The following is a 21,774-nucleotide window of genomic DNA, read 5'->3' on the forward strand; positions in this document are numbered from 1 at the left end:
ATATCTAGCTCGGTCAGAATACATTGCTAAGGTATAAATATTGAAACGCGTTCTTTAAAAGCGTGTTAGCGTATAGCTTTGCGAAAATTCACCTATCTACGAATACAACCATCCTTTATGAAAACGCAGAATACAATTGCACGGAGAGATTTTCTGAAATATACGGCCGGAGCTTTGGCCGCCATCCCTACACTACCCACATTCGGCCAGCCGCTTACCCACGACGCGCCAACCGCCGGATTTTCGCTGCCATTGGGTGTCTGCACTACGTATGACAAAGCCGATTTATTGAAAAAACTAGGCTACACATTTGTGGAGGAGAGCGTAGGTAAATTTTTAATTCCTGATTCGGGCGGTGATACTCAGTATGAAGCCAATAAAACCGCGTTGAAGAAAGAAGGTGTGCCAGTACGTTCTTACATTTACTTTTTTCCGGGAAAGCTCAAGTCCGTCGGGCCCGATATTCACCACGAGGCCATTTTAGAACGGGCTGATCTGGCACTTCGGCGCGCAAAGGAGTGTGGCTCAAAAAATATTGTGTTTGGCAGTGGAGGTTCCCGATTCATTCCCGACGGTTTCGATCGGGATAAAGCCAAAGCGCAACACATCGCACTCTGCCAGAAAATGGCCCCTCTTGCCGAAAAACACGGCGTCACCCTTGCCGTTGAGCCATTAAATAGGGGCGAAACCAACTTTATCAATAGCCTTGCCGATGGCGTCGAAATTATTCGGGCGGTCAATAATCCGTGGTTCAAATTGCAGTGCGACATCTACCACATGTTGAAAGAAAGTGAAAGTCCCGATGAAATTGTAAAATATGCCGATTATATCACGCATTGCCATATTGCCGAAAAAGAAACCCGAAGCGCACCGGGTGTGAAAGGCGATGATTTCCGGCCGTACTTCCGGGCTCTGAAAAAAATAAAGTATAAGGGCGGCTTATCGCTGGAATGTGTCTGGACAGATTTCGACGCAGAAATTACCAAAGGTATAGCCGTAGTGAAACAGCAATTGGCTGAGGTTTAATATCCATTTAAGATTGGTTGCATTCGGTAACTCAGACAGCAAGATGCTGTCTGGGACAATTCATTTATGTATTCACTACGTAGTGACTTGGGTGTCATGTCGTTTATGGCCCCTGACCAAATCGTGACGTGGCACCCCGATGATGTTCCGGCAACTGAAGGCTGGTTGCTGATTTTCCATACCCATTTCATTCGAAATTACCCGCTGGGGCATAAAATCAGAGAATATGGCTTCTTTGGGTATGCGGTTCACGAAGCCCTTATTCTGTCGGAAGAAGAAGAACAGACTGTCGAAAATCTTATCCTATCAATACGTCAGGAAAGTCAGGCACGTATTGATACGTTTAGTCAGGACGTCATTGTTTCGCAGCTTGATTTACTACTGACGTATTGCAACCGATTTTACAGCCGCCAGTTTATCACCCGAAAAACGGCGAACAATGATTTACTGTCGAAGGTAGAAACGCTCTTGGCCGATTATTTCGATCAGGATAAAGCACAGCTCACTGGCTTGCCAACCGTTACGTATCTGGCCGAACGACTGAACATGTCGCCCAAATACCTGAGCGACATGCTACGTAATCTGACGGGCCAAAGTGCGCAACAACACATCCACGATAAGCTCATCGACAAGGCAAAGGAAATTCTGGTAACTACCAATTTATCCGTCGGCGAAATTGCGTATCAACTTGGTTTCGAATGCCCGCAATCGTTCAATAAGTTGTTTAAAAACAAGACGAACGTATCACCGCTAGAATTTCGACAATCGTTTAATTAAGCTACGTATTATATCCATTCCCAGGCGCTTTGGTAAGCATTGAGGTTTTCGGCATACGTAATGAAATCGGTGTAAAAGGGCAGGCTAGCCAACGTAGCACTGTCGCCCACCACGATTAATTTTTTACGGGCGCGGGTCATCGCTACGTTCATCCGCCGAATGTCGGACAGAAAACCAATCTCTCCTTCTGAATTGCTACGTGTCAGCGAAATATACACAATATCGCGCTCCTGACCCTGAAAACTGTCGATGGTATTTATCGAAATTTTATCAATATAAGGCTGTAATTCAGGGTTTTGCGTTAGTGAATCTTTCAGGATGCTGATTTGCTGTTTGTAGGGAGAGATAACCGCAATAGTTGGGAAATCTGCCGGAACGTAGCGCGTGCTCAAATCGGTTACGAGCTGCACAAGATGCTTCATCAGCAGGGCTGCTTCTTCGGGATTGGTTGAACTAGTGCCCTCCAGTTTTTCCTCGAAACCAGCTCCCGCCGTATCGACAAACGCCAGCGACGTATCGCCGTCAAACAACGCATGTCGGGCCACCGATTCGTGGGCTTTTACTTTGTTCTCGTAAAACACCTGCGACGAATAACCCATAATGTGTTCGTGCATTCGGTATTGCTCATCGAGCAACGTAACTGCCTCTGGATGAAGTAGTACGCATTTTTCCAGCAACGTAGTAGCCAGTCCATTGCGGGCTGCTTCGGCCGATTTTATAGTTGGTGGAAGCTGACAATGATCGCCAGCCAACACGACTTTTTGAGCTTTCAGAATCGGAATCCAGCAGGCCGGTTCAAGTGCCTGACCAGCTTCGTCAATCACAACGGTATGATACGTCAGATGTCGGACGGTGTAGTGATTAGCCCCGACCAACGTAGCGGTAATGACCTGTGCTTTGGCAATCAGATCGTCGATCACGTACTGTTCGGTGTTGGCTACGTCTTTCATGATCCGGTGTGCTTCATCGAACAGGGCTTTTCGTTGTTCTCGTTCGGCCTTACCGAAATTTCGCTTGTACTTATGTGCCATGTTCCGAAACTCATTCGCCTGTTTTTTCAGCTTTTTGGCTTCTTTCATGGCACCATGTTCAGCCACTTTATGATCGAGCGTCAACGCCATCAAACGGTCTGAAACGCGGGCAGGATTACCGACACGTAACACGTTAAGTCCTTCATTATGAAGTTTTTCGCTTAGTAAATCGACAGCCGTATTGCTGGGAGCCACCACCAGAATCTTCTTATTATCCTGTTTATGAAGTGCTTTTATGGCCTGTACCAACGTAGTGGTTTTGCCCGTACCGGGAGGGCCATGCACAATCGACAACTCGTTTGCTGTCAATATATTACCAACTGCTGAACGTTGACTTGGATTCAGTTTTTGAATAAATAGGGGTGGAGTCTCAGCATGAAACGTCGGTGATTTTTCGCCAGTCAGAATGTTAATCAGCCGATTTTCGGATTTATCGGCCAGCGTATTGGCCGTTTTCAGGGCCGTTTCCATTTCATCGTAGCTATTGTCGTCGAACAACGCTTCAACGCCCAGCTTGCCATCGCGCGACCAATCGGGGAGTTCGTCGGTACGTAGCGTTATTTTGAGTCGGTTGCCGCTCTGGTGCGTAACGGTGCCTTCTACGCGGTCATTTTTAGGGTCGTGATTGCTGAACAGAACGGCGGGCATACCAAACCGCAACTGATGCGGAATGTCCTGATGCGTAGTACGTTCTACCTCAACGGTCAGGTAATCGCCCCGGCTCATTTCGTTGCCGCGAATGGCAATCGGATACCACGTAAGACCATTGGCCCTTCGCTCGGCAATGGATGTTGATTCGGTAAGTTTTTGGTATTGTAAACGATCTTCTTCTCGCTCAATCTGAAGTAACTGGAGAAGATTTTTAAAGTAATCCATTCACAAAAATACGATTTCCTGAAACAGTACAGGTTTCGACAAAAAATACGGTTGTTATACGTATACTTGTTAAGCGAATCTTTTAAATACAACCTTCATGAAACGACTCTATTACCTTATTTTCCTGCTTTTCGCCACTTTGGCCAATGCGCAGACCATCGACTCGACCTGGTTCAGGGCCAATTACACCAAACTGGAACAGCAAATTCCGATGCGCGATGGAACCAAGCTGTTTACGTCTATTTACCTGCCCAAAAGCAATACCGAAAAACACCCGATTCTGATGAGCCGGACGCCGTATTCGTGCGCTCCCTATGGCGAAAATGCGTACCGACCTTTCTATTCGAACCACTACAAAGAATATCTGAAAGAAGGCTATATCATGGTGGTACAGGACGTTCGCGGACGCTGGATGAGCGATGGTGTGTTTGAAGACGTCCGTCCGTATAGCACAATCAAAAAAGGAAAGGATTTTGACGAGGCCAGTGATACGTATGACACGATTGACTGGCTGGTGAAGAACCTACCTAGCAACAATGGAAACGTGGGCGTATTTGGAATTTCGTATCCCGGTTTCTATTCAACGATGGCTGCCTTGAGCAATCACCCGGCGTTAAAAGCAGTAAGTCCACAGGCCCCCGTAACCGACTGGTTTTTAGGTGATGATTTTCACCACAACGGCGCATTTATGGCAATGGATGCGTTCAATTTTTACCTGCGCCGTGGCTTTGGTTTTCCGCATCCCAAACCTACTACGGTTGGCCCTAAAGGTATTTCTGTTCCTACAAACGACAGTTATGAGTTTTTCCTACGTAGCGGTGCCCTGCCCAATCTGACGCGATTTGCAGGCGATAGTGTACGGTTCTGGAATGAAATGATGCAACACCCAAATATGGATGCGTGGTGGAAGGCACGGAACGTCCGCAATTTTGTCGGCGCTATTTCGCCCAATATTGCTACGTTAGTGGTTGGCGGGCTGTTCGACGCCGAAGACTGTTTTGGTGCCTGGACAACGTATCAGGCTATTGAAGGTAAAGCGAAAAACAACAACCGGATTATTATGGGCCCCTGGTTTCATGGACAATGGGCGGGTCGTGGCAGCGATGGATCTTCACTTGGAAATGTACAGTTTGGTAGCCCAACCAGTACGTATTACGCTGATAACGTAGAAGTTCCGTTTTTTAATTATTACCTGAAAGGCAAAGGCGACGTCGATAAAATCAAGGAAGCAAACATTTTCTTCACTGGCGAAAACCAGTGGCATCAATTCGACAAATGGCCGCCTGCTGCTACGTCGAGCCGGGATATTTATCTGCAATCGGGTGGAAAATTAGGCTTTACGAAACCATCGGCGGGTAATACGTTCACTGAGTACGTGAGTGATCCGGCCAAACCTGTTCCGTATGCCGAAGGAGTGAAAGCCGCCCGCACCCGCGAATACATGACCGACGACCAACGGTTTGCTGCCGGACGTCCCGACGTACTGGTTTTCCAGACCGACGTATTAACCGAAGATTTAACGCTGGCAGGGCCGCTCGTGGCTGATTTGCAGGTCAGTATGACGGGTACAGACGCCGACTTTGTGGTGAAGCTAATCGACGTATTCCCGGATGATTTTACGTATAGCCCAACGGATAAATATATCATGAACGGCTATCAGATGATGGTACGTGGTGAAGTGATGCGGGGTCGTTTTCGTAAAAGCTTTGAAAAACCTGAGCCATTCGTGCCGGGGCAGATCAGCGAAGTGAAATACAGCTTGCCCGACGTTGCCCATACGTTCAAAAAAGGTCATCGGCTCATGGTGCAAATTCAAAGTACGTGGTTCCCGCTAGTAGATCGGAATCCGCAGAAGTATGTAGATATCTATCATGCTAAAGATTCTGATTTCCAGAAGTCGACTATTAAAATTCACCACGGTGCTACGTCTGCCAGTAAGATCAGTTTGCCGGTGAGTAAGTGATAAGGGTAAGCCACAGAGATGCCCGGAGGTAAAAAGAGATTCACAAAGAATAACCTCTGCGTATCTCTTTTTACCTCCGGGCATCTCTGTGGCTTAATTTAATTCGAGGGAGCAGGTGATTATCAAGGTTCCATGCACGATGCTTTGGTCGTTAAAAAGAGTGCTTTAAATTCCTTTTCCATTTGCTGATCTGGCGTTGCATAAGGAACGGGTTGTGTAACGAAACGCCACCAGCCCTGCATCAATTCTACCTGCGCCATCGCCACCCGATCAGTACGGTTGTATTTGTTTTTGAACTCATGTTCTAATTGTTCTGGTAATCCGCTGGTCTTTTTCTGGTCTTCGTGAAGCTGTTTCCAGTCCGATAGGAGTGATGTTGAATCGCCCGAAATGAGCGCATCAACATAAGGCTCAGCCGCTTTATCGTAAATAGTCTGACGTAGCAACGCTGGATTTTTATAGGCGTTGATAGCTAGTTTTTTTAACTGATATTCCGATTCCAGCGATTGTAACCGCTGCTCCTTCAGTTTCTTCCAATAAGGCACATCAACAACGGTCAGTTTTTTCAATTTCTCCTTCGTGCGTAGATAGTCCTGATGGAGTGTGTCGAGGTTGAGCTGTTGTATATCATCGGGAATGCCCGCAATGAAAAACGACTCAATATACCAACTGTCGAGCCAGAGAGCAGACGTAGCTGCCAATTGTGATTCGGTGTAACGCCACGGGTCATACGTACTCTCATACTCACATTGTTCCGTAGACCATTTATACGTCAACGTGTCGGACGTAGCGCTTTTTGGCACCTTTTCAGTGGCTTGCTTCGTTTCTGTTTTTCGGTTGCAGCTTGTCCACAACAAAATCACGGTTAAACTACCGATAAGTATAAATGTCCACTTCAGAAGCGGTCGAAAATCCCATTTCAACCACGTAGCGATAGTGACTATACCCACGCCTACCAGCAATAGGAACCAGCCTACCGGAATGGTGAGGAACAGCGTAGAGCCAACTCCAGAGTTGCGAGTGTCGTTATAATCGATTCCCTCAATCAGGGTTAGGTTAATGGCAATTACACCAATTAGTCCTGCTACGCCGATACGTAGCAACCACCACCACAGATTGTCGTTAATCCAGAATAAAGGGACGAAGGAAACCAGAACGCCCAGCAGCGCCAGATACCATTGCAGATTTTCGAGTTGGGCATTTCCGTCGGGCGTGGCAGGTTGGTTATTGCTGGTCAATATACGAGCAAAAATGAACAACAAGATCCAGACCAGTTCGGGGCCAATTAGATAAGGAGTCAGACGGTTCATGATGTTTGGTATTTCCTGATACCAATACCAGTATCAGGAAATACGTCTGGTTTAAGGTTTAATGATTCGGATTACTTTACTACGTCCTAACCCGCTGACACGTAGCAACAGGATGCCCGACGGTTGATTGCTAACATTTATCGTCTGGTGTTCCAGCGACTGAGCCTGTGCTACGTTCCGTTCGGTGATGCTACGTCCCTGTGTATCGAACAATTCCATACGTACTGGCTGGTTTTCGGCACCTTTAATTTCTAATTCAATCTCATTGTTAGTCAACGGGTTTTCCAAAACGACAACCGTTAATTCCGGGGTCTTTTCGGTTGAAATGCCTTGCCGTGCACCATTTACCGGGCACTGCGCCCGAATGTTCCAGCTATAGCTCACTTCCTGACCACTCTGACGGGCACGTAGTAAAATCGGAGCCGCATCAGCAGCAGTACGTAGTTCAGTATCGACAAACTGATTCGGGTTAGTGCTCCAGTCGGTTATGCCAATGGCCCGAAACTCAATTACGGCTCCGTTTCCGCCAGTAGTTTGGAATGTGAAGGCTCCACTAGTGCAGTTGTAGACAGGTGCCACCAATTGCAACGTACTACCACCGGGTGCAGGAGGATTTCCACCCACCGGACACAATGCACGAATATCCCACAAGTATGTAATCACCTGACCATTCTGGCGAGCCCAGAGCAGAATCGGAGCCGCATCAGCAGCCGTACGAAGTTCTACGTCCACAAACTGATTTGGATTCGAATTCCAGTCGGTTATACCAATGGCTTTAAATTCGACCGTTGATCCATTGTCGCCGGTCGTTTGAAAGGTGAAGGCTCCACTGGCACAGTTGTAAATAGGCGCTACTAGTTGCAACGTATTACCGCCGGGTGCGGGAGGGTTCCCACCTACCGGGCACTGCGCCCGAATGTTCCAGCTATAACTCACTTCCTGACCACTCTGACGGGCATGTAGTAAAATTGGAGCCGCATCGGCAGCCGTACGTAATTCACTATCGACAAACTGATTCGGGTTAGCATTCCAGTCCGTAATACCAATAGCTTTAAATTCAATGGGTGAGCCGTTTCCGCCAGTGGTTTGGAACGTAAACGCTCCACTAGTACAGTTATAGGTTGGGGTAATTAATTGTAAGGCCGCATTGACCGGGCCAACCGTTGCATTTACATTGACATACGCTACTGGCGTATTGGAAGGCCATAACTTATTCGTAATCTGGCCGGTATACGTACCGTTCGGCAAGTTATTCTTCAGCCGAACCTGGATATATTGATACAGACTTCCGTTTGCGTCCACATCCAGCGTCAGAACATCTGAGTAGGCTATTGGCGACGGTAGGGTTAATTCGTAACCCGTAGGCGCTGTAATCTGTAGTTTCTGTCCGGCCGGAGCTTTGACAACCGTTACCGTATACAGATTCAGGTAATCCGGTCCCGAAAAAGTCAGATTGTTGGGCTCGGCAATTACCGAAGTTATGTTAGGATCAACGCTTGGGCCTTTATACCGGAGGTCCATTGCCAGGACAGCAATATCACTCTTGTCATATTGCTTCGCCTGAATAACGGTAAATGCACCGAACGTAACTGTTGCGTTAGTCGGAACAGGGTAATTAGACGCAGGCAGTCGGACGTAAACGGTCAATATGCTTTGGCCAGCAGGCCAATTGAGCGCCAGTTTCTGAGTGAAAGTTCCGTTGGGCTGTGTGCTGAATTCAGCTAAAGTGGGCAACGTTTCAATGTTGAGCGTCAGGGCTTGCGACGGATCAACTTTTGATAACGTAATCGGTTGTGCGGCCGATGGTTGCAGATTCTGTGCTTCAAAGGGCTGAAACGCGGGCGACGTAACGGTAAAAAATGAATTGCAGGCGGGCGCAATGGCAAATGCGGCACTTGGCTGACTAGGTTTTGAATCGGGGATAATTGGCAGGGTCGAAAAAGGGTCGAGATAAGACGAAACCAGACGAATTTTATAGTTTCCACCGGCGGGTACATCGAAGGGAATTGGTGCGTAAAATGTTGTCCCAAATACGAAGCCCTCTAAAATTGGATACATGTTGGCAATCAAACGGGGTTGGTTGAAGTTTCCCTGCGCATCCGACAGAAATACTTTGTAGGTAGCCATATGATCGGCGAAATCACAATCGGTCAGGTTAAACTCGACTTTCATAAATCCACCCACACATATCGGTCTGGCTGGCTCCACCGCGCTAACCATAGGTGCACCTATAAAACCCGGTTCTGTAACTGTTAATACGGTACTAGCCGGACTTGTTGCCAATAAATTTCCGCCCATATAAGCCGCAACCTTGAGTTTATATTGGCCGGTGGCAGGGAACGTACCACTAGCCAGTTCCTGCATTCCCAGAGACGTAGTGGTTAAAATAGGATTCGTCAATACGTCCGGGAAATTGACCTCTGCATCCGACATATAAACCCGAAACTGGGTATTGGCCGGAAACGGGCATCCTGCATTGTTGTTGCTCAATAAAATGTTGATCGGTTGATAACGACATACGCTCACTTTGTTCATTTCGGGGCCTTTCAGTGCGTACGTGCAGAGTGGTTTGGCTTGTAGCTGCGAGACGCATAACAACACAAACAGAAAATTGAGCGCACCCCAGCAATTGGAGGAGAATTGACGTAGTAGATGTGTCATGAGGAGTATTTGTTGTAAGACAGGTCAAAAGTAGAGTCGCCGATTTGGCCTGCCTAAAAAGCTTCATCCACTGGGTGCTACGGTCGGTTGAATGGTGGAGAAGACCGCTTGAAAAGTTTGTGTAGACGTAGCATTAAAAAAAGGTTGTGCCACGGAGATGCACGAAGAAGACACAAAGATTTACAGAGTTTTTATCTTCTTCTCTGCGTATCTCTGTGTCTTCTTCGTGCATCTCCGTGGCACAAGTAAACGTCTAAAGCAACGGCACTTTTACCACGAACGTATCAGGTGTTTCTTCGATCAATAGTGGTCGTTCACTCAGGTAAGCGTATAGTTTTTTCAGGCTATCGAGCCCTTGTTTGTTCGACGTTTTTACAATGGCCTTGCGCTGAAGTGTATTCACTACGTTCAGGTAATCGTCTGCTACGTACACCTGTATACGTAACGGGCTATCTTCTTCGGTCGTGTTGTGTTTGATCGCGTTTTCGAACAGGTTCTGGAGCGTAACCGGAACAATTTCGTAGGAAAGATAATCCGACGGTACGTCTATCGTAATCTGCAAACCGTCCTCAAACTGAGCCTGTTGCAACTCAACGTAGTGTTGTACAAAAGCTAGTTCGCTGGATAGGCTAACAGTATCTTTTTCTTTGTTCTGTAAGATGTACCGATAAATAGACGATAACTTTTGAAGAAACGAAGACGCCTGTTTGGGATTGATGATAATCAGACTACCCAGCGAGGTCAGGCTATTGAAAAGGAAATGAGGATTGAGGTGATTGATCAGGTTTTGGTACTGAATTTCGGTTTTGTCGCGCTCCAGTCGGCTGGCCTGAACCTGCAAATGATGCAGTTGAGCCGTTTGCCTGACCCGGTAACGAATTAAAGCGATGCCTATGCCGATCAGCGATAACAATACGAGTGCACGGAAACCGGCTGTCTGATAGAAAACCGTATCGATATGGATCGCTAGCGAACGTATCGGAGTCGCCTGATTCGTGATCGAAATAGCCTTTACCTGAAACACATAATCGCCACCGGGCAGTTTATTATACCAGGCTGTAGTCTGATTGCTGGCCTTACTCCACTGATTCTCATAACCTTCCAGCTTGTACTGGTATTGATACTGATTCCCGTTTAGTGGACCTAATACCGCGTATTGAACCGAAAATGAATTGTCGGACGATTTCAGGCTTACGGATGGTGAAGGGCCGTTCAACAAATGGGTCGAATCGCCTGACGTCAGCCCACCCAGCAAAACTTTACCCGGTTGGGTCGTAAGTTGCGATAACACTTCCGGTTTAAATTCAATCAGATAATCATTGATCGAAGCCAGAATATGCCCATTACGTAGCCGCCAGAGATAGTTGAAATAGCCCCGGCTGTCTTCACTATAGGGAAGCGTAAGATTCAACACCTGATGGCGAGCTGGCGTAACCACAGAAAAAAGATTGAACGACCCAACCCATATATTGCCATACTGATCGGGTAAGGCCGCCAGACAGTGGTCGTCGCTTAGTCCATCCGACGAACGCCAGAAACGGTATTTTCGCGTATGGGGGTCATACCGGGCTAACCCATAGCCATTCGTAGCCATCCAGAAATACCCGTTTTTATCGCTGGTAAAACTGGAGATTGTATTTTCAAATTCGGGTTCGGCTGGGCCTGCTTCCACCCGAAAATGGCCTTTTGAGGGTATAAAACGGGCAAACCCTTCTGGATAAAGCTCCAGCCATAAGTCATTTTTTCGGTCGACCAGCGCGTGCCTGACCCAGAATTTCGGGTGCGTCGACGTAGAGAGAATCGGGTACTGATGCCATTGACCCGTCGAAATAGTATAACAAAGCCCTTGTTTACTCTCTGAAAAAAGCCAGATTAAGTCCTTCTGCCGAAGAATCTGGTATCGACCGGAACGTATTTTTTCCGTTTTAACGTAACTGGGAAACGGTATAGTTGTGTATTGACGCGTTTTTTTGGAGAAACGTAGCAATTGAGTTTGATTGGCTATGTATATATCTGACCCATACGCACAAAGCCCCCAGGCCACAAACGTACCGGGTGAGGGGAATATTTCGACCTGATCCATGCCGGGTGCGTGATGAATCAGCCCACGGGTATAGCCTTCGGTTCCCCACCAGGAGCCATCGTCCTCATCTTCATAAAAACCGCCGATCATTATCCCCGTTTTACGGGCGGGAAATCGCTTTCTTAGATCATAGGCTTCGTACAACGCACGGGTTGGATTGGTATACGAAATACCATTGAACGTACCCAGCCAGACAGTGCCATCGGTATCCTGCCAGCCCGACAGAAACGCACTCCCCGCAATGGACGTACGGCGGGTGTTGTCATGCATAATTTCGACGGGTCGATACGGGCCAGCTTTTATGTAGAACATCACATTTCCCCAACTACTGACCCAGATATTGTGTTGCCGATCCACAAAAACAGTTTGCACTTCGTCCATGCTACGTCCGGTCTGGCTAACGGGTGCAATAGTGCGGGTAATCTGCCGACTTTTCAGGTCATACATGATTATCTGCTCCGTATTGTTATTGGCGTAAACAAGTTGATTCCCATCCAGCGCCAGCCCCGACGTAAAGTGTTTGGTCAGTACAGGCAATTGCTTCGGGTTATGCGCATAGTTCTGAAACTCTTCGGTCGCAATGTCTAAATAATTCAGACCACCATAGAGTCGGGTGGCTATCCAGATTCCGTTACGTATCGGGTCTTCGAGTAACCCATGTATGGAAATCTGGTTTTCCGATAGCGAGCGTGGGTTGTTAGGATCGTGTGTGTACAGCTTGAACTGGTTCGTGCGGGGAGTGTACCGGAATAAACCATGATGAATCGTTGAAAACCAGACATCGCCAGATCGGTCGCAGATAATGCTCAGACAATTGCCAAGCTGTCGGTCAAATAACGCCTGGAAATTGCGGAACTGACCTGTTTGCGGATTAAACTCGCTGATACCATTGTCGGTTGCTAGCCACAAATGCCCCGCTTTGTCCTGACAGATGTCCTGTACGGTGTTATTTACCAGCGACGAAGAATTAGCCGGATTGTGTTTGAAAATGGTGAAATGCTGGCCATCGAATCGATTCAGGCCGTTGTTTGTACCAATCCAGAGGAACCCATCACGATCTTTGAATAAACAGTTAACGTAGTTAAACGATAACCCATCCTGTTGCTGGATATGATAAAATTCATACTGAAACAGCGACGGTTTCTGCGCCTGAAGGCTACTCGAAAGCCCTAAAATCAGCCAGCAAATGCAGAAAATATACTTCACAGCGTTCTAAAGTTATCGGTTCAGCCAGCGTTTGAAAGCGGGCGCTTTATGACGGCTAATCTGGACGTCTACTGTGTGATGTGGGGGGCGCAAACGTACCAGCAACTTATCGTTTTCGACACTCTTAACCGATTGCACGGTGTTACTATTTATAATTAATTGCCGATTGGCCCGAAAGAAATGAGCTGGATCAAGCAGTTCTTCAATTTGCTCTAACGTATCATAATCGATTGGATAGCGTTCGTTGGCCTGCGTGACCATGAAATTGATCGAATCATACTGAAAATAAGCAATATCGCTGGTTTTTACGGGAACCCATCCTGCCCGTGAGTTACCCAGAAAGGTTTCTTTAAAACTCGGTTTCAGGGCCATTCCCGGATTCTGAAAAGCGGCCAGTATCTGCTGTACGTCCAGCGGCAGACTGTGTTTACTTTTATAAAGCGAACGCGCCTTGTCGATGGCTATTTTTAAATCAGCCGGTTCTACGGGTTTGAGTAAATAATCGATTCCGTTGGCCTTGAATGCCTGAATCGCGTATTCGTTATAAGCGGTTACGAAAATGACCGGGCAGTTAAGTTGAAACTGCTTGAAAATCTCGAAACTCATGCCGTCGGCCAGTTCAATATCGGCAAATACCAGATCGGGTTCTTCGTTTTGACCAAACCAGTTCAGCGCCGTTTTCACCGATGGCAGGGTTTCGACAAGGCGAATGGTAGGGTCAATCTCAGCGATTTTGAAGGCCAGTTCTTTGGCAACCAGTTTCACATCTTCAATAATGACCGCGTTCATGAGTAGTGAGGCAAGAGAAAGGTGAATAATGGCCTGAATTTTAGAATAGGCGGGGAAATAAACAAAAATAAGCACTTGAATGGTAGCCAGATCGTCCTGAATGGTCGTAATCAAAGGAAGAGTTACCAACCGGCAGCGCAACTAGCTGGCGAGCATCTGAAGCAGGTTCAACTACGCTTCAAGCGGCTCTGTCAGCCATTCATGTTGCTAGCCCGATGCTTCGACTGGAAATAGTTGATAACCATCTGCTCGTACCGCCATTTTTGTGTAGTCAATCGGCAAACGAATCGGTCATTTTAAAATTATATGCAAATATTCGGCTACATCTTATTTGGCATCGTTACGTTATGCTACGTTGGTCTGGCGATGCTTACAGCCTCGAAACCAAACCTGACTGGCGACAGTGCCATGGGTTACGGACTGGGCTTAGCTTTTTTTGGCCTGGCCTTCACGCTCAGTAGTCTGGCCCTGACAATTGTTGCCAACCTGAATGGCGGATTTGCCTCGGTTTCCTCCGAACCATCAACCCGAACCATGTTTGTGATGGTGGTTTGGTTACTGGTAGCCCTATCTACCTTTTTTTGTGCCGTTTTCAAATGGGAATGGCATGGCGATAGTACGTATCCCCAGTTTTTACGCTGGATGGCCGTTTATCAGGGCCAGATATGGGCTCCTTTGCCATGGCTGATGGTGTGTTTGCTGGCCCTAAATCCCGGCTGGCAAGCTAGCTTGCCGGGCAATTCGCTTAAAATTCTGTTCTGGATTAGTCTGGCAATTAATGGGTTGTATAGTGGCGGTTTGCTAGTTGGTTATTTTCGGGATGCTGCACGGACTGCCGAAGTTAAAATGGCTGCCCGAACCGAAGATGAAAAACGCTGGCATCAGATTCGGCTCGATGAGATTGCTGCTCATAAACCCAGTGACTCTATTCTTGGCTTGTTAAAGTACTCAAGTCCTTATCAGGATAGCGATGTACGGCAGGCAGCTTTGATCAAAATCAAATCCCACCCCGATTGGGAAGCCCAGTTGCTGACTCTATTGCAGAATAAATACTACTGTCAGGAAGTGTATTATTTCCTGAATGGCAACGCTGTCGATCATCCTGATCAGTTTATTCAACCCTTGCAGCAAAGCATAACCACGCTGTCGGAACGTATCAGAGCTGAAATTATCGATAGTAACAATCTGCAATCCTGGAGTTTCGATTCGTATGGAATAGAACACCTGTTAGACGCTATTGATGGCCAGTTTAAACAGCAACGTAACGATCTATATCCCAGTGTGCTCAAGCTGAAGAAGGCATTGGTTACCAAGCGTCCTGAACGATTTAAAGATGTTTATTTTGCCGCGTCGGACGTAGTAGAACGGTGGTTGAAGACAAACCATAAATGAGCGTTAACGAACAACTGAAAGCAGCACACTACCAACGTATCACTACCTGTTATTCACAATCTGTTGTTTGGCCTTCGATGGTCTGTTTACATTTGGTGAAAACGGGTCGAACAGAAGCTACTATGACTGAGCAACAAATCGATACCGTAAAAAAATCGTGGCGGTTGCTACGTGGCATTGATCCGGTTTTACTGGGCGATGTGTTCTATAGCCGACTTTTTGTGAGCCATCCCGAATTACGTGTACTCTTTAAAGGATCAATGGAGACACAATCGAAAAAACTCATCGATATGCTGAGTTATCTGGTAGGGCAACTCCATCGGTTCGATGAATTGTCTGACGAAGTAGCCTCTTTGGGGCAACGGCATGTGCAGTACGGAGTAAAACCACCGCATTACGAATCCGTTGGGCAAGCCCTACTCTGGACACTGGAAAAAGGACTCGGCCGCGACTGGAACGACAACGTAGCACAGGCATGGGCCGCCATGTATGGCCTTATTACGCAGAAAATGATGGCGTCTGCCAATCAACACCAATCTGCCTGACGTAGCAATCAATCTAAAACCAATAAATTCAAACAACAGAAAACAATGAGCAACGTAAAAACTCTCCTCGATGAATGGGCGGTAAAAGACCTTGAAGATAACTCGTCAATCCGTGTTGTTGTCGAACATTGTACAGAATTAGGCAATCAGTCGTTACCGGGTATTCAGGTGTTCACCATGGGAACATTCATTACCTACGAACCAAATATTGTGGAACAATGGGCCTACAAAGCGTCGAAAGCGAACGTAACGGAATACCTGCTTGAAGACAAATCTTGGACAGTACACGAAGATCAGTACGTAAAACTATATTTAGTAGTTGGTGAACCGCTGAAAGCAAAAGTGGTTGTGAAAACACGTAGCTCCAAACCAACGTCGAGAGAATACGAGCTGCCGTTTGACGTCTAGCCAAAGCAGATACGTAATGAAATTTAAACGGATTTTTAGCCTTTTGGCTTTCCTGGTCGGTGGCGGGTTGTTGGTGGGTTGCTGGTATAGCTACTCCGACACCCGCCACTGGCTATCTACCGCTACCAAAACGCAGGGAGAAGTAGCCAATTTGCGACAACAGACTTCCTACGACCGGAAAAAACGGAGGGATAAGACGATGTATTATCCAGTGATCCGATTCATGTCTCCTTCGGGCGAAAACATTGAGTTCGAGTCGAATGTAGGCAGCAGCCCGCCATCGTACGATGTTGGCGAGCGGGTGGATGTGTATTACCAGCAAGCGCGACCGACTGATGCCCGAACCGGCGATTTTCTTGAACTATGGCTTCTGCCCCTTGTGTCTGGTTTCATTGGCGCCGTGTTCGTGATTATAGCGCTACTACTGTTCACCCGAGCTGGCCGGTAACGTTTTTCGGGCCTGATTCCACAGGTTGCAATAACCCGACCAATGGTGCAAAACGACCCAAATTAGTCTATCTACGCTTCATCGGGTTTTTCCTACCAGTCAGTCTAATTGAATTGCCCGCCCTTTGGTTAGCGTATACTTTTGAAACATCAAACAACAACGCGCCGGTAAAACCTTCTTCCAAAACACAAATACAATGAACTCCTTAACGTATCAAACCGACAGGCCTTACCAGAACGAAGCCTTAAATAAAATCTACGACAAACTGTTCTGCGATGATCTGGCTCTGTATCAATCGGAGCAGCCAATGGCCGACTATCCCTGGAATGTGCTACTGAATCAAAACCCGGTAGTGACCAACGTAGCAGCAGTAGCTGCGGATGCCTCTCTGAAGTCGCGGCAACGGTTGTTGGCGTATCGTCTGCTGACGAATTCGGGTTTCCCAATTGCAAAGCAGGAGTTGCTAGGCGTAGTGATTGAGGTTGCCATGCCTGAAGGACTTGACGTATTGGCGGCTTTCAGCGATGGTACGGCCCGCTATCTGAATTACTCCGAAAAGCTAATCGTCTGGGAAAGCAGAACTCCCGAAGCCAACCAGTTAATTAACCAGCTTTTTGCGCATAGTGGCAACGTAGTGGGTCGTATCGGACGCTGGGACGGAGCTCGTCGGCCTTTCCCGACAAATGGACAGCTACGACTGAATTTTCTGGTTTCGGATGGTCTGTATTTTGGCGAAGGCCCATTCAACGCATTATATGCCGATGTTATGGGTAAACCCGTTATTGATGCCGCTATCCAGTTGATGACGTATTTGACGCAGATGAGCCTGTCGAACAAAAATTAAAACCAGAATAGCTCACTTTCCTCAAGTTTAATTACCAACTACAAAACAAAAATGAACACCTCTTTTAACCCGGCTTCTCAAACGTCGATTCTGGACAACTACGTAGCAGTACTGAAAAAATACAATGATTTTAGCGGTCGCGCCCGACGTGGTGAATTCTGGGATTTTGTTATAGTAAATGTCGTTGTGGCGCAGGTGCTTAATTTGATAAATGCGTTATTGTTCAACGGCGCTACGCTCACCGGGGCTCTTACAGTTATATTGGCCTTGAACGTAGTTACGCTACTGCCTTCGGCGGCTGTTTTCGTTCGGCGTATGCACGACGTCGGCAAAAGTGGCTGGTACGTATTGATACCCGTTTATAGCCTGATTCTGGCTTATAAAGAGGGAGATAAGGGACTAAATAAATACGGCACTGATCCCAAAAAATCGCTTTAAAATATTCGATAAATAACCTGTATTTCGTAAAGGGCGCTACGTCTCTGTGAGCATTGACGTAGCGCCCTTTACAATTCACAACAACTCTTTATTCATGGAAACGAATTTTTCGCCTGATGGTACGTACCGGATAGAATTCGGTATGTATGAAATGGCTATGAGTCACTGGACGTATCCGCCAACGATTTATCACAATAGTGATCAGAAACAGCTATTCGATATGGGTAGCAGTCTATGGAGTGCGTCGGATATTGACTGGATTTCTGACTCAACCGTAGTATTGCACACTCGGCTTTATCCGGGTCGTGTCTATTGCGACTTGATCCTCGATTTAAAAACCCTGACCGGGAAAGCAACCCGGGGGAGCTATGCTTATTTGAGCCGGAAGGCGGGTGATCCTATTATTCAGCCTCCAATTTCAGTCGAAGGATCGCTTGGCGCAATCATGCAATGGCTGTCGTAAACAATTTTATAATGCCTTTACCAGCGCAATGACAACTTTAGCCGAATTGCGGGCCGCCATTGGGTAAAATTTATCATAAGCGATGTGTGCTTCAGCATCGGCCCGGTCGCTCAGGCTGCGAATAATCAGGTGCGGCACCTGAATCTGGTAACAAACCTGCGCTACTGCCGCACCTTCCATTTCAGTGGCATCAGCCTCGAAATCAGTACGTAAACTACTTACTTTTACGGGTGAGGCCACAAATACGTCGCCCGTAACAACAGTTCCGGTTGTCACCTTTACAGGGCGATCCGACGTACCACCCGAAGCCAGCGGAATAGCTTCAAACGTTACGCTTTTTACAACCGTTTCTGCGATACGTAGCAAGGCAGAATCAGCCGGGAAATAGACTGGATTAAACTCCTTCGTAATGGCATTTCTAGTCTGTCGGGTAGGCGTATTTTGATCCGTAATGGAACCGTAATCGTGGTGAGCCGTCCGGCGGGCTATCACAATATCGCCCGGTTGCAAATCAGGGTTGGTACCCCCGGCAATTCCCGTAAATAATACCCGCTCTGGGCGAAATCGGTTGAGTAGCAACGTAGTGGTCATAGCCGCATTGACTTTGCCAATACCCGTTTCGGCTAGTACAACTCGCTGTTTGCCCAACTTGCCACAGGTGAACGTAACACCATCGACAACTACGGTTTTCGGTTTAGTTAGGGATTCTTTTACTAAAGCGACTTCGGCTCCAAAAGCCCCCAGCAAACCAATAACAGGCTTAGGTTTATAGCGCTGACCGAATGCAAGCTGGGAAAGAAGCAGGAAGAAAATCGTTTTTTTCATGTTAATGCAGGTTGGTACGTTACAGTTTCACCGCAAAGTTCGCGGAGTCAGGCGCAAAGAACGCTAAGAAAATACTCTTTCGATACGTAGCATTAATTCGCGTTGTGTCAATGTCCTGTTGTTAAGGCCAGTAGGCAAAATACATCGACAATCCACAGGCCGGGTGAAACCTCTCTTGATTTACCAACAGCCACTTTTATCACCGTCCACGATAGAAATCCCCAGATAAGCCCCTGCGTAATGGAGTAGCTAAATGGAATCAGAACGAGTGCCAGAAATGCGGGTAACGCATCGTCTAATTGCCCCCAATTGATACGTGTAATGGGTTTCATCATAAACGCGCCCACCAGCACAAGAGCCGGAGCTGTAGCAATAGCAGGAATAACCGACAGCAGCGGAGATAGAAACAAAAACGGTAAAAAACAGCAGCCTGCCACAATCGCTGTCAGTCCAGTACGCCCGCCCTGCGCAATGCCCACTGCCGATTCGATATAGGCTGTTCCGGGACTGGTTCCGAAAATACCCGCCAACGTAGTAGCAACGGCATCGGTCAGTAACGAACGATTCAGATTCTGCGGATTACCGTCTGTGTCCTGAAGCCCACCCGCTTCGGCTACGCCAACAAACGTAGAGAGACTATCGAACAGATCGGTGAAGGCAAATGCAAAAATAACTGGCCATAACGACCATTTCAACGCACCTGCAAAATCCAGTTTGCCCAATAACGAAAAATCGGGACTGGCCCAGATTTGACCAAAATTGACCAGCGTTTTTTGTCCGAAATTAACCGCCGATGCATCGCCCCAAAATCTCCCAATTGGCCATGCAGCTATGGTTGTCAGCACAATTCCGATAATGATAGCACCCGGAACATCGCGCACCACCAGCACACTGGTTAGCAATAACCCAACTACAAATGTTAGAACAATCGGGTCGTTGAATTTGGCAATGCTGACCAACGTAGCGGGATTCGCCACAATGAACCGGGCATTTTCGAACCCGATCAACGTAATGAAAAGGCCAATACCGGCCGAAACCGCGTAACGTAGCGGCTGCGGAATGGCGCGTACAATGGCCGACCGAACATTCAAAACCGACAATAGCAGAAATAAAACGCCAGCCCAGAATACGGCTCCCAACGCCACTTCGGGCCGAATGCCAATGCCTTTTACGGCCGTAAATGTGAAAAAGGCATTCATGCCCATACCCGGTGCTACCACAATCGGGTTACGGGCATAAAGTCCCATCATCAGGCTGGAAAAGAAAGATAATAGGACGGTTGCCGTGAGCACACCACTAAATGGTAAACCCGACTGACTAAGAATCGCCGGGTTTACCACAATAATGTACATGGTGGCCAGAAACGTAGAAATTCCGGCCAGAACTTCGGTTTTTGTCGCGTGTGTTTTAGTAGTAAATGTTTCAGGTTGCATAAATCAGATTACGGCTGGGTTGCCAGAGCAGTTGTAGCCTACAAGTTCATCAATTCGGCGCAAACCTGAAACCTGAAATCCGAAACATTACAACAAACTTCCGGCAGCTTCGTCAAACCATACCCGCACATTGGGAGCCGTTTGCACAATGCTGGCCGGTACATCTTCGGTAACGGGGCCGGTCAGTGCTTGCTCCAACGTAGCGGCTTTCTTTGCGCCACTGACGAGCAAAATGGCATCGTGTGCGCCCGTCAGGTGACGTAATCCTAACGTAATGCCCTGCGTTAGTTCGGTTTCCTTGTCGAAATATTTCTGCCCAACTGTTATGGTACTTTCAGCTAGTTTTCCTACATGGCAGCCTAACGTAAAAGGCGTTCCTGGCTCATTCAGGCCAATATGCGCATTCAATCCCATGCCCACCAGCATCAAATCGAGCCCCCCGTGCGAATCGATCAACGTATCGATACGTTCGCATTCGGCGTCAAGATCATCGGACGTAGCGTCGAAAATATAAATCTGTTGGGAAGGTAAATTGAGCGGAGTGAACAGGTCACGGAACAGGTAATTGGTGCAGCTTCCGGCATCGGCAGGTGTGAAACCAACCCACTCATCCAAGCCAACAAACGTAGCACGGCTGATATCGACCTGTCCGGCTTTTACCAGCGCTACAAATCGGCGATACGTTTCGGTAGGTGTATCGCCCGACGTAACGCAAATTAGCGCGTCGGGTTTTTGCTGGATGACTGCCGCCATGTGCTCGGCGGTACGTTGTGAAAGGGTTTCGTGGTCAGGAAATTTCTGAAGTTTCATAAAAAAGGCCTACTGTTATTGAAATTTCTATCAAAGAGCTTCTTAACCGCAAAGGTCGCCAAGATTTACGCAAAGGTTCACAAAACTCTTCGCGAATCTTTGCGTAAACCTTAGCGACCTTTGCGGTTAAAAAAGAACTTCTCCCGCTCCTTATTAGTCGGTCATACTCAGGTTCGTTGACGTAAGTTTAATTTTCGACGCCGAAACGAAAAGTCAATAGGTCGGCCCGCTACTGCCATAGGCTTTGGGTTCGACACCGGATCGGGAAGTGCAGGCTCACCTTCTGGCCCCCGATCAACAGTTCGTACTCGTGCTTTTTTCCGGGGTCCACCAGCGTGGTGAGCAGGTGGGCTGTAAAAGCCGTTTTCCGGTCGGTTTGCGCTTGAGTGGGCAGATCGACCAACAGAAAGCTGATGAAGAAAAGTACGAAAGAGCGTATCATTAGA

General features: G+C 47.4%; 19 protein-coding genes. 10 read left to right on the forward strand and 9 right to left on the reverse strand.

Translation table 11 applies throughout. The features are described from left to right. The first annotated feature begins 117 nt into the window (after window positions 1–117). Window positions 118–1,026: a sugar phosphate isomerase/epimerase family protein gene (locus ACYVD4_RS25990; protein ID WP_460950667.1), complete on the forward strand. Its 909-nt coding sequence runs from the start codon at window positions 118–120 to the stop codon at window positions 1,024–1,026. Window positions 1,027–1,092: 66 nt separating this feature from the next. Then, a complete protein-coding gene (locus ACYVD4_RS25995) occupies window positions 1,093–1,803 on the forward strand; it encodes a helix-turn-helix domain-containing protein (protein ID WP_460950668.1) in 711 nt (236 codons plus the stop codon). 8 nt (window positions 1,804–1,811) lie between these two features. Here the strand turns inward: ACYVD4_RS25995 and ACYVD4_RS26000 are convergent, their stop codons facing one another. Then, entirely contained in the window at window positions 1,812–3,710 is a 1,899-nt protein-coding gene (locus ACYVD4_RS26000; RefSeq protein ID WP_460950670.1) for an AAA domain-containing protein, read from the reverse strand. Between the two features lie 97 nt (window positions 3,711–3,807). Here ACYVD4_RS26000 and ACYVD4_RS26005 point away from each other — a divergent pair, with 97 nt between their 5' ends. Then, a complete protein-coding gene (locus tag ACYVD4_RS26005; RefSeq protein WP_460950671.1) occupies window positions 3,808–5,673 on the forward strand; it encodes a CocE/NonD family hydrolase in 1,866 nt (621 codons plus the stop codon). A gap of 122 nt (window positions 5,674–5,795) precedes the next feature. Here the strand turns inward: ACYVD4_RS26005 and ACYVD4_RS26010 are convergent, their stop codons facing one another. The 4 genes from ACYVD4_RS26010 to ACYVD4_RS26025 all read right to left on the reverse strand — a co-directional run bounded on the left by ACYVD4_RS26010 (window position 5,796) and on the right by ACYVD4_RS26025 (window position 13,836). Beyond that, window positions 5,796–6,983, reverse strand: coding sequence for a hypothetical protein (locus tag ACYVD4_RS26010; protein WP_460950673.1), 1,188 nt, complete (start codon window positions 6,981–6,983; stop codon window positions 5,796–5,798). Window positions 6,984–7,034: 51 nt separating this feature from the next. Beyond that, complete coding sequence (locus tag ACYVD4_RS26015; RefSeq protein WP_460950675.1) at window positions 7,035–9,644, reverse strand: T9SS type A sorting domain-containing protein; 2,610 nt, start codon at window positions 9,642–9,644, stop codon at window positions 7,035–7,037. Between the two features lie 253 nt (window positions 9,645–9,897). After that, window positions 9,898–12,933, reverse strand: a complete 3,036-nt coding sequence (locus ACYVD4_RS26020; RefSeq protein ID WP_460950677.1) for a ligand-binding sensor domain-containing protein — start codon at window positions 12,931–12,933, stop codon at window positions 9,898–9,900. Between the two features lie 12 nt (window positions 12,934–12,945). Beyond that, window positions 12,946–13,836 (reverse strand): LytR/AlgR family response regulator transcription factor, encoded by an 891-nt coding sequence (locus ACYVD4_RS26025; protein ID WP_460950678.1) that lies wholly within the window; start codon window positions 13,834–13,836, stop codon window positions 12,946–12,948. Window positions 13,837–14,028: 192 nt separating this feature from the next. Between ACYVD4_RS26025 and ACYVD4_RS26030 the strand changes: the two genes are divergently transcribed. The 7 genes from ACYVD4_RS26030 (at window position 14,029) to ACYVD4_RS26060 (ending at window position 18,260) form a co-directional block, all read left to right on the forward strand. After that, window positions 14,029–15,114 (forward strand): hypothetical protein, encoded by a 1,086-nt coding sequence (locus ACYVD4_RS26030; protein ID WP_460950680.1) that lies wholly within the window; start codon window positions 14,029–14,031, stop codon window positions 15,112–15,114. Further along, window positions 15,111–15,659, forward strand: coding sequence for a globin domain-containing protein (locus ACYVD4_RS26035; RefSeq protein WP_460950681.1), 549 nt, complete (start codon window positions 15,111–15,113; stop codon window positions 15,657–15,659). Before ACYVD4_RS26030 ends, ACYVD4_RS26035 begins: the two co-directional genes overlap by 4 nt. 45 nt (window positions 15,660–15,704) lie before the next feature. Continuing rightward, window positions 15,705–16,067, forward strand: a complete 363-nt coding sequence (locus tag ACYVD4_RS26040; protein ID WP_460950682.1) for a hypothetical protein — start codon at window positions 15,705–15,707, stop codon at window positions 16,065–16,067. Window positions 16,068–16,110: 43 nt separating this feature from the next. Further along, on the forward strand, window positions 16,111–16,515 hold the full coding sequence (locus ACYVD4_RS26045) for a DUF3592 domain-containing protein (RefSeq protein ID WP_460950684.1): 405 nt from the start codon (window positions 16,111–16,113) through the stop codon (window positions 16,513–16,515). 196 nt (window positions 16,516–16,711) lie between these two features. Beyond that, on the forward strand, window positions 16,712–17,359 hold the full coding sequence (locus tag ACYVD4_RS26050) for a hypothetical protein (protein WP_460950686.1): 648 nt from the start codon (window positions 16,712–16,714) through the stop codon (window positions 17,357–17,359). A gap of 51 nt (window positions 17,360–17,410) precedes the next feature. Further along, on the forward strand, window positions 17,411–17,797 hold the full coding sequence (locus tag ACYVD4_RS26055) for a DUF805 domain-containing protein (protein WP_460950687.1): 387 nt from the start codon (window positions 17,411–17,413) through the stop codon (window positions 17,795–17,797). Window positions 17,798–17,891: 94 nt separating this feature from the next. Then, window positions 17,892–18,260 (forward strand): hypothetical protein, encoded by a 369-nt coding sequence (locus ACYVD4_RS26060; RefSeq protein ID WP_460950689.1) that lies wholly within the window; start codon window positions 17,892–17,894, stop codon window positions 18,258–18,260. A 6-nt stretch (window positions 18,261–18,266) separates the two neighbouring features. On the opposite strand, the gene ACYVD4_RS26065 is transcribed toward ACYVD4_RS26060, so the two are convergent. The 4 genes from ACYVD4_RS26065 to ACYVD4_RS26080 form a co-directional block, all read right to left on the reverse strand. Continuing rightward, window positions 18,267–19,085: a 5'-methylthioadenosine/adenosylhomocysteine nucleosidase gene (locus tag ACYVD4_RS26065; protein WP_460950690.1), complete on the reverse strand. Its 819-nt coding sequence runs from the start codon at window positions 19,083–19,085 to the stop codon at window positions 18,267–18,269. A gap of 107 nt (window positions 19,086–19,192) precedes the next feature. Beyond that, a complete protein-coding gene (locus ACYVD4_RS26070; protein WP_460950692.1) occupies window positions 19,193–20,518 on the reverse strand; it encodes an NCS2 family permease in 1,326 nt (441 codons plus the stop codon). Window positions 20,519–20,605: 87 nt separating this feature from the next. Then, window positions 20,606–21,328: a glucosamine-6-phosphate deaminase gene (locus tag ACYVD4_RS26075; protein WP_460950694.1), complete on the reverse strand. Its 723-nt coding sequence runs from the start codon at window positions 21,326–21,328 to the stop codon at window positions 20,606–20,608. 229 nt (window positions 21,329–21,557) lie between these two features. Beyond that, entirely contained in the window at window positions 21,558–21,770 is a 213-nt protein-coding gene (locus tag ACYVD4_RS26080) for a hypothetical protein (RefSeq protein WP_460950695.1), read from the reverse strand. Window positions 21,771–21,774: the final 4 nt, after the last annotated feature.

The organism is Spirosoma daeguense, assembly GCF_054776875.1.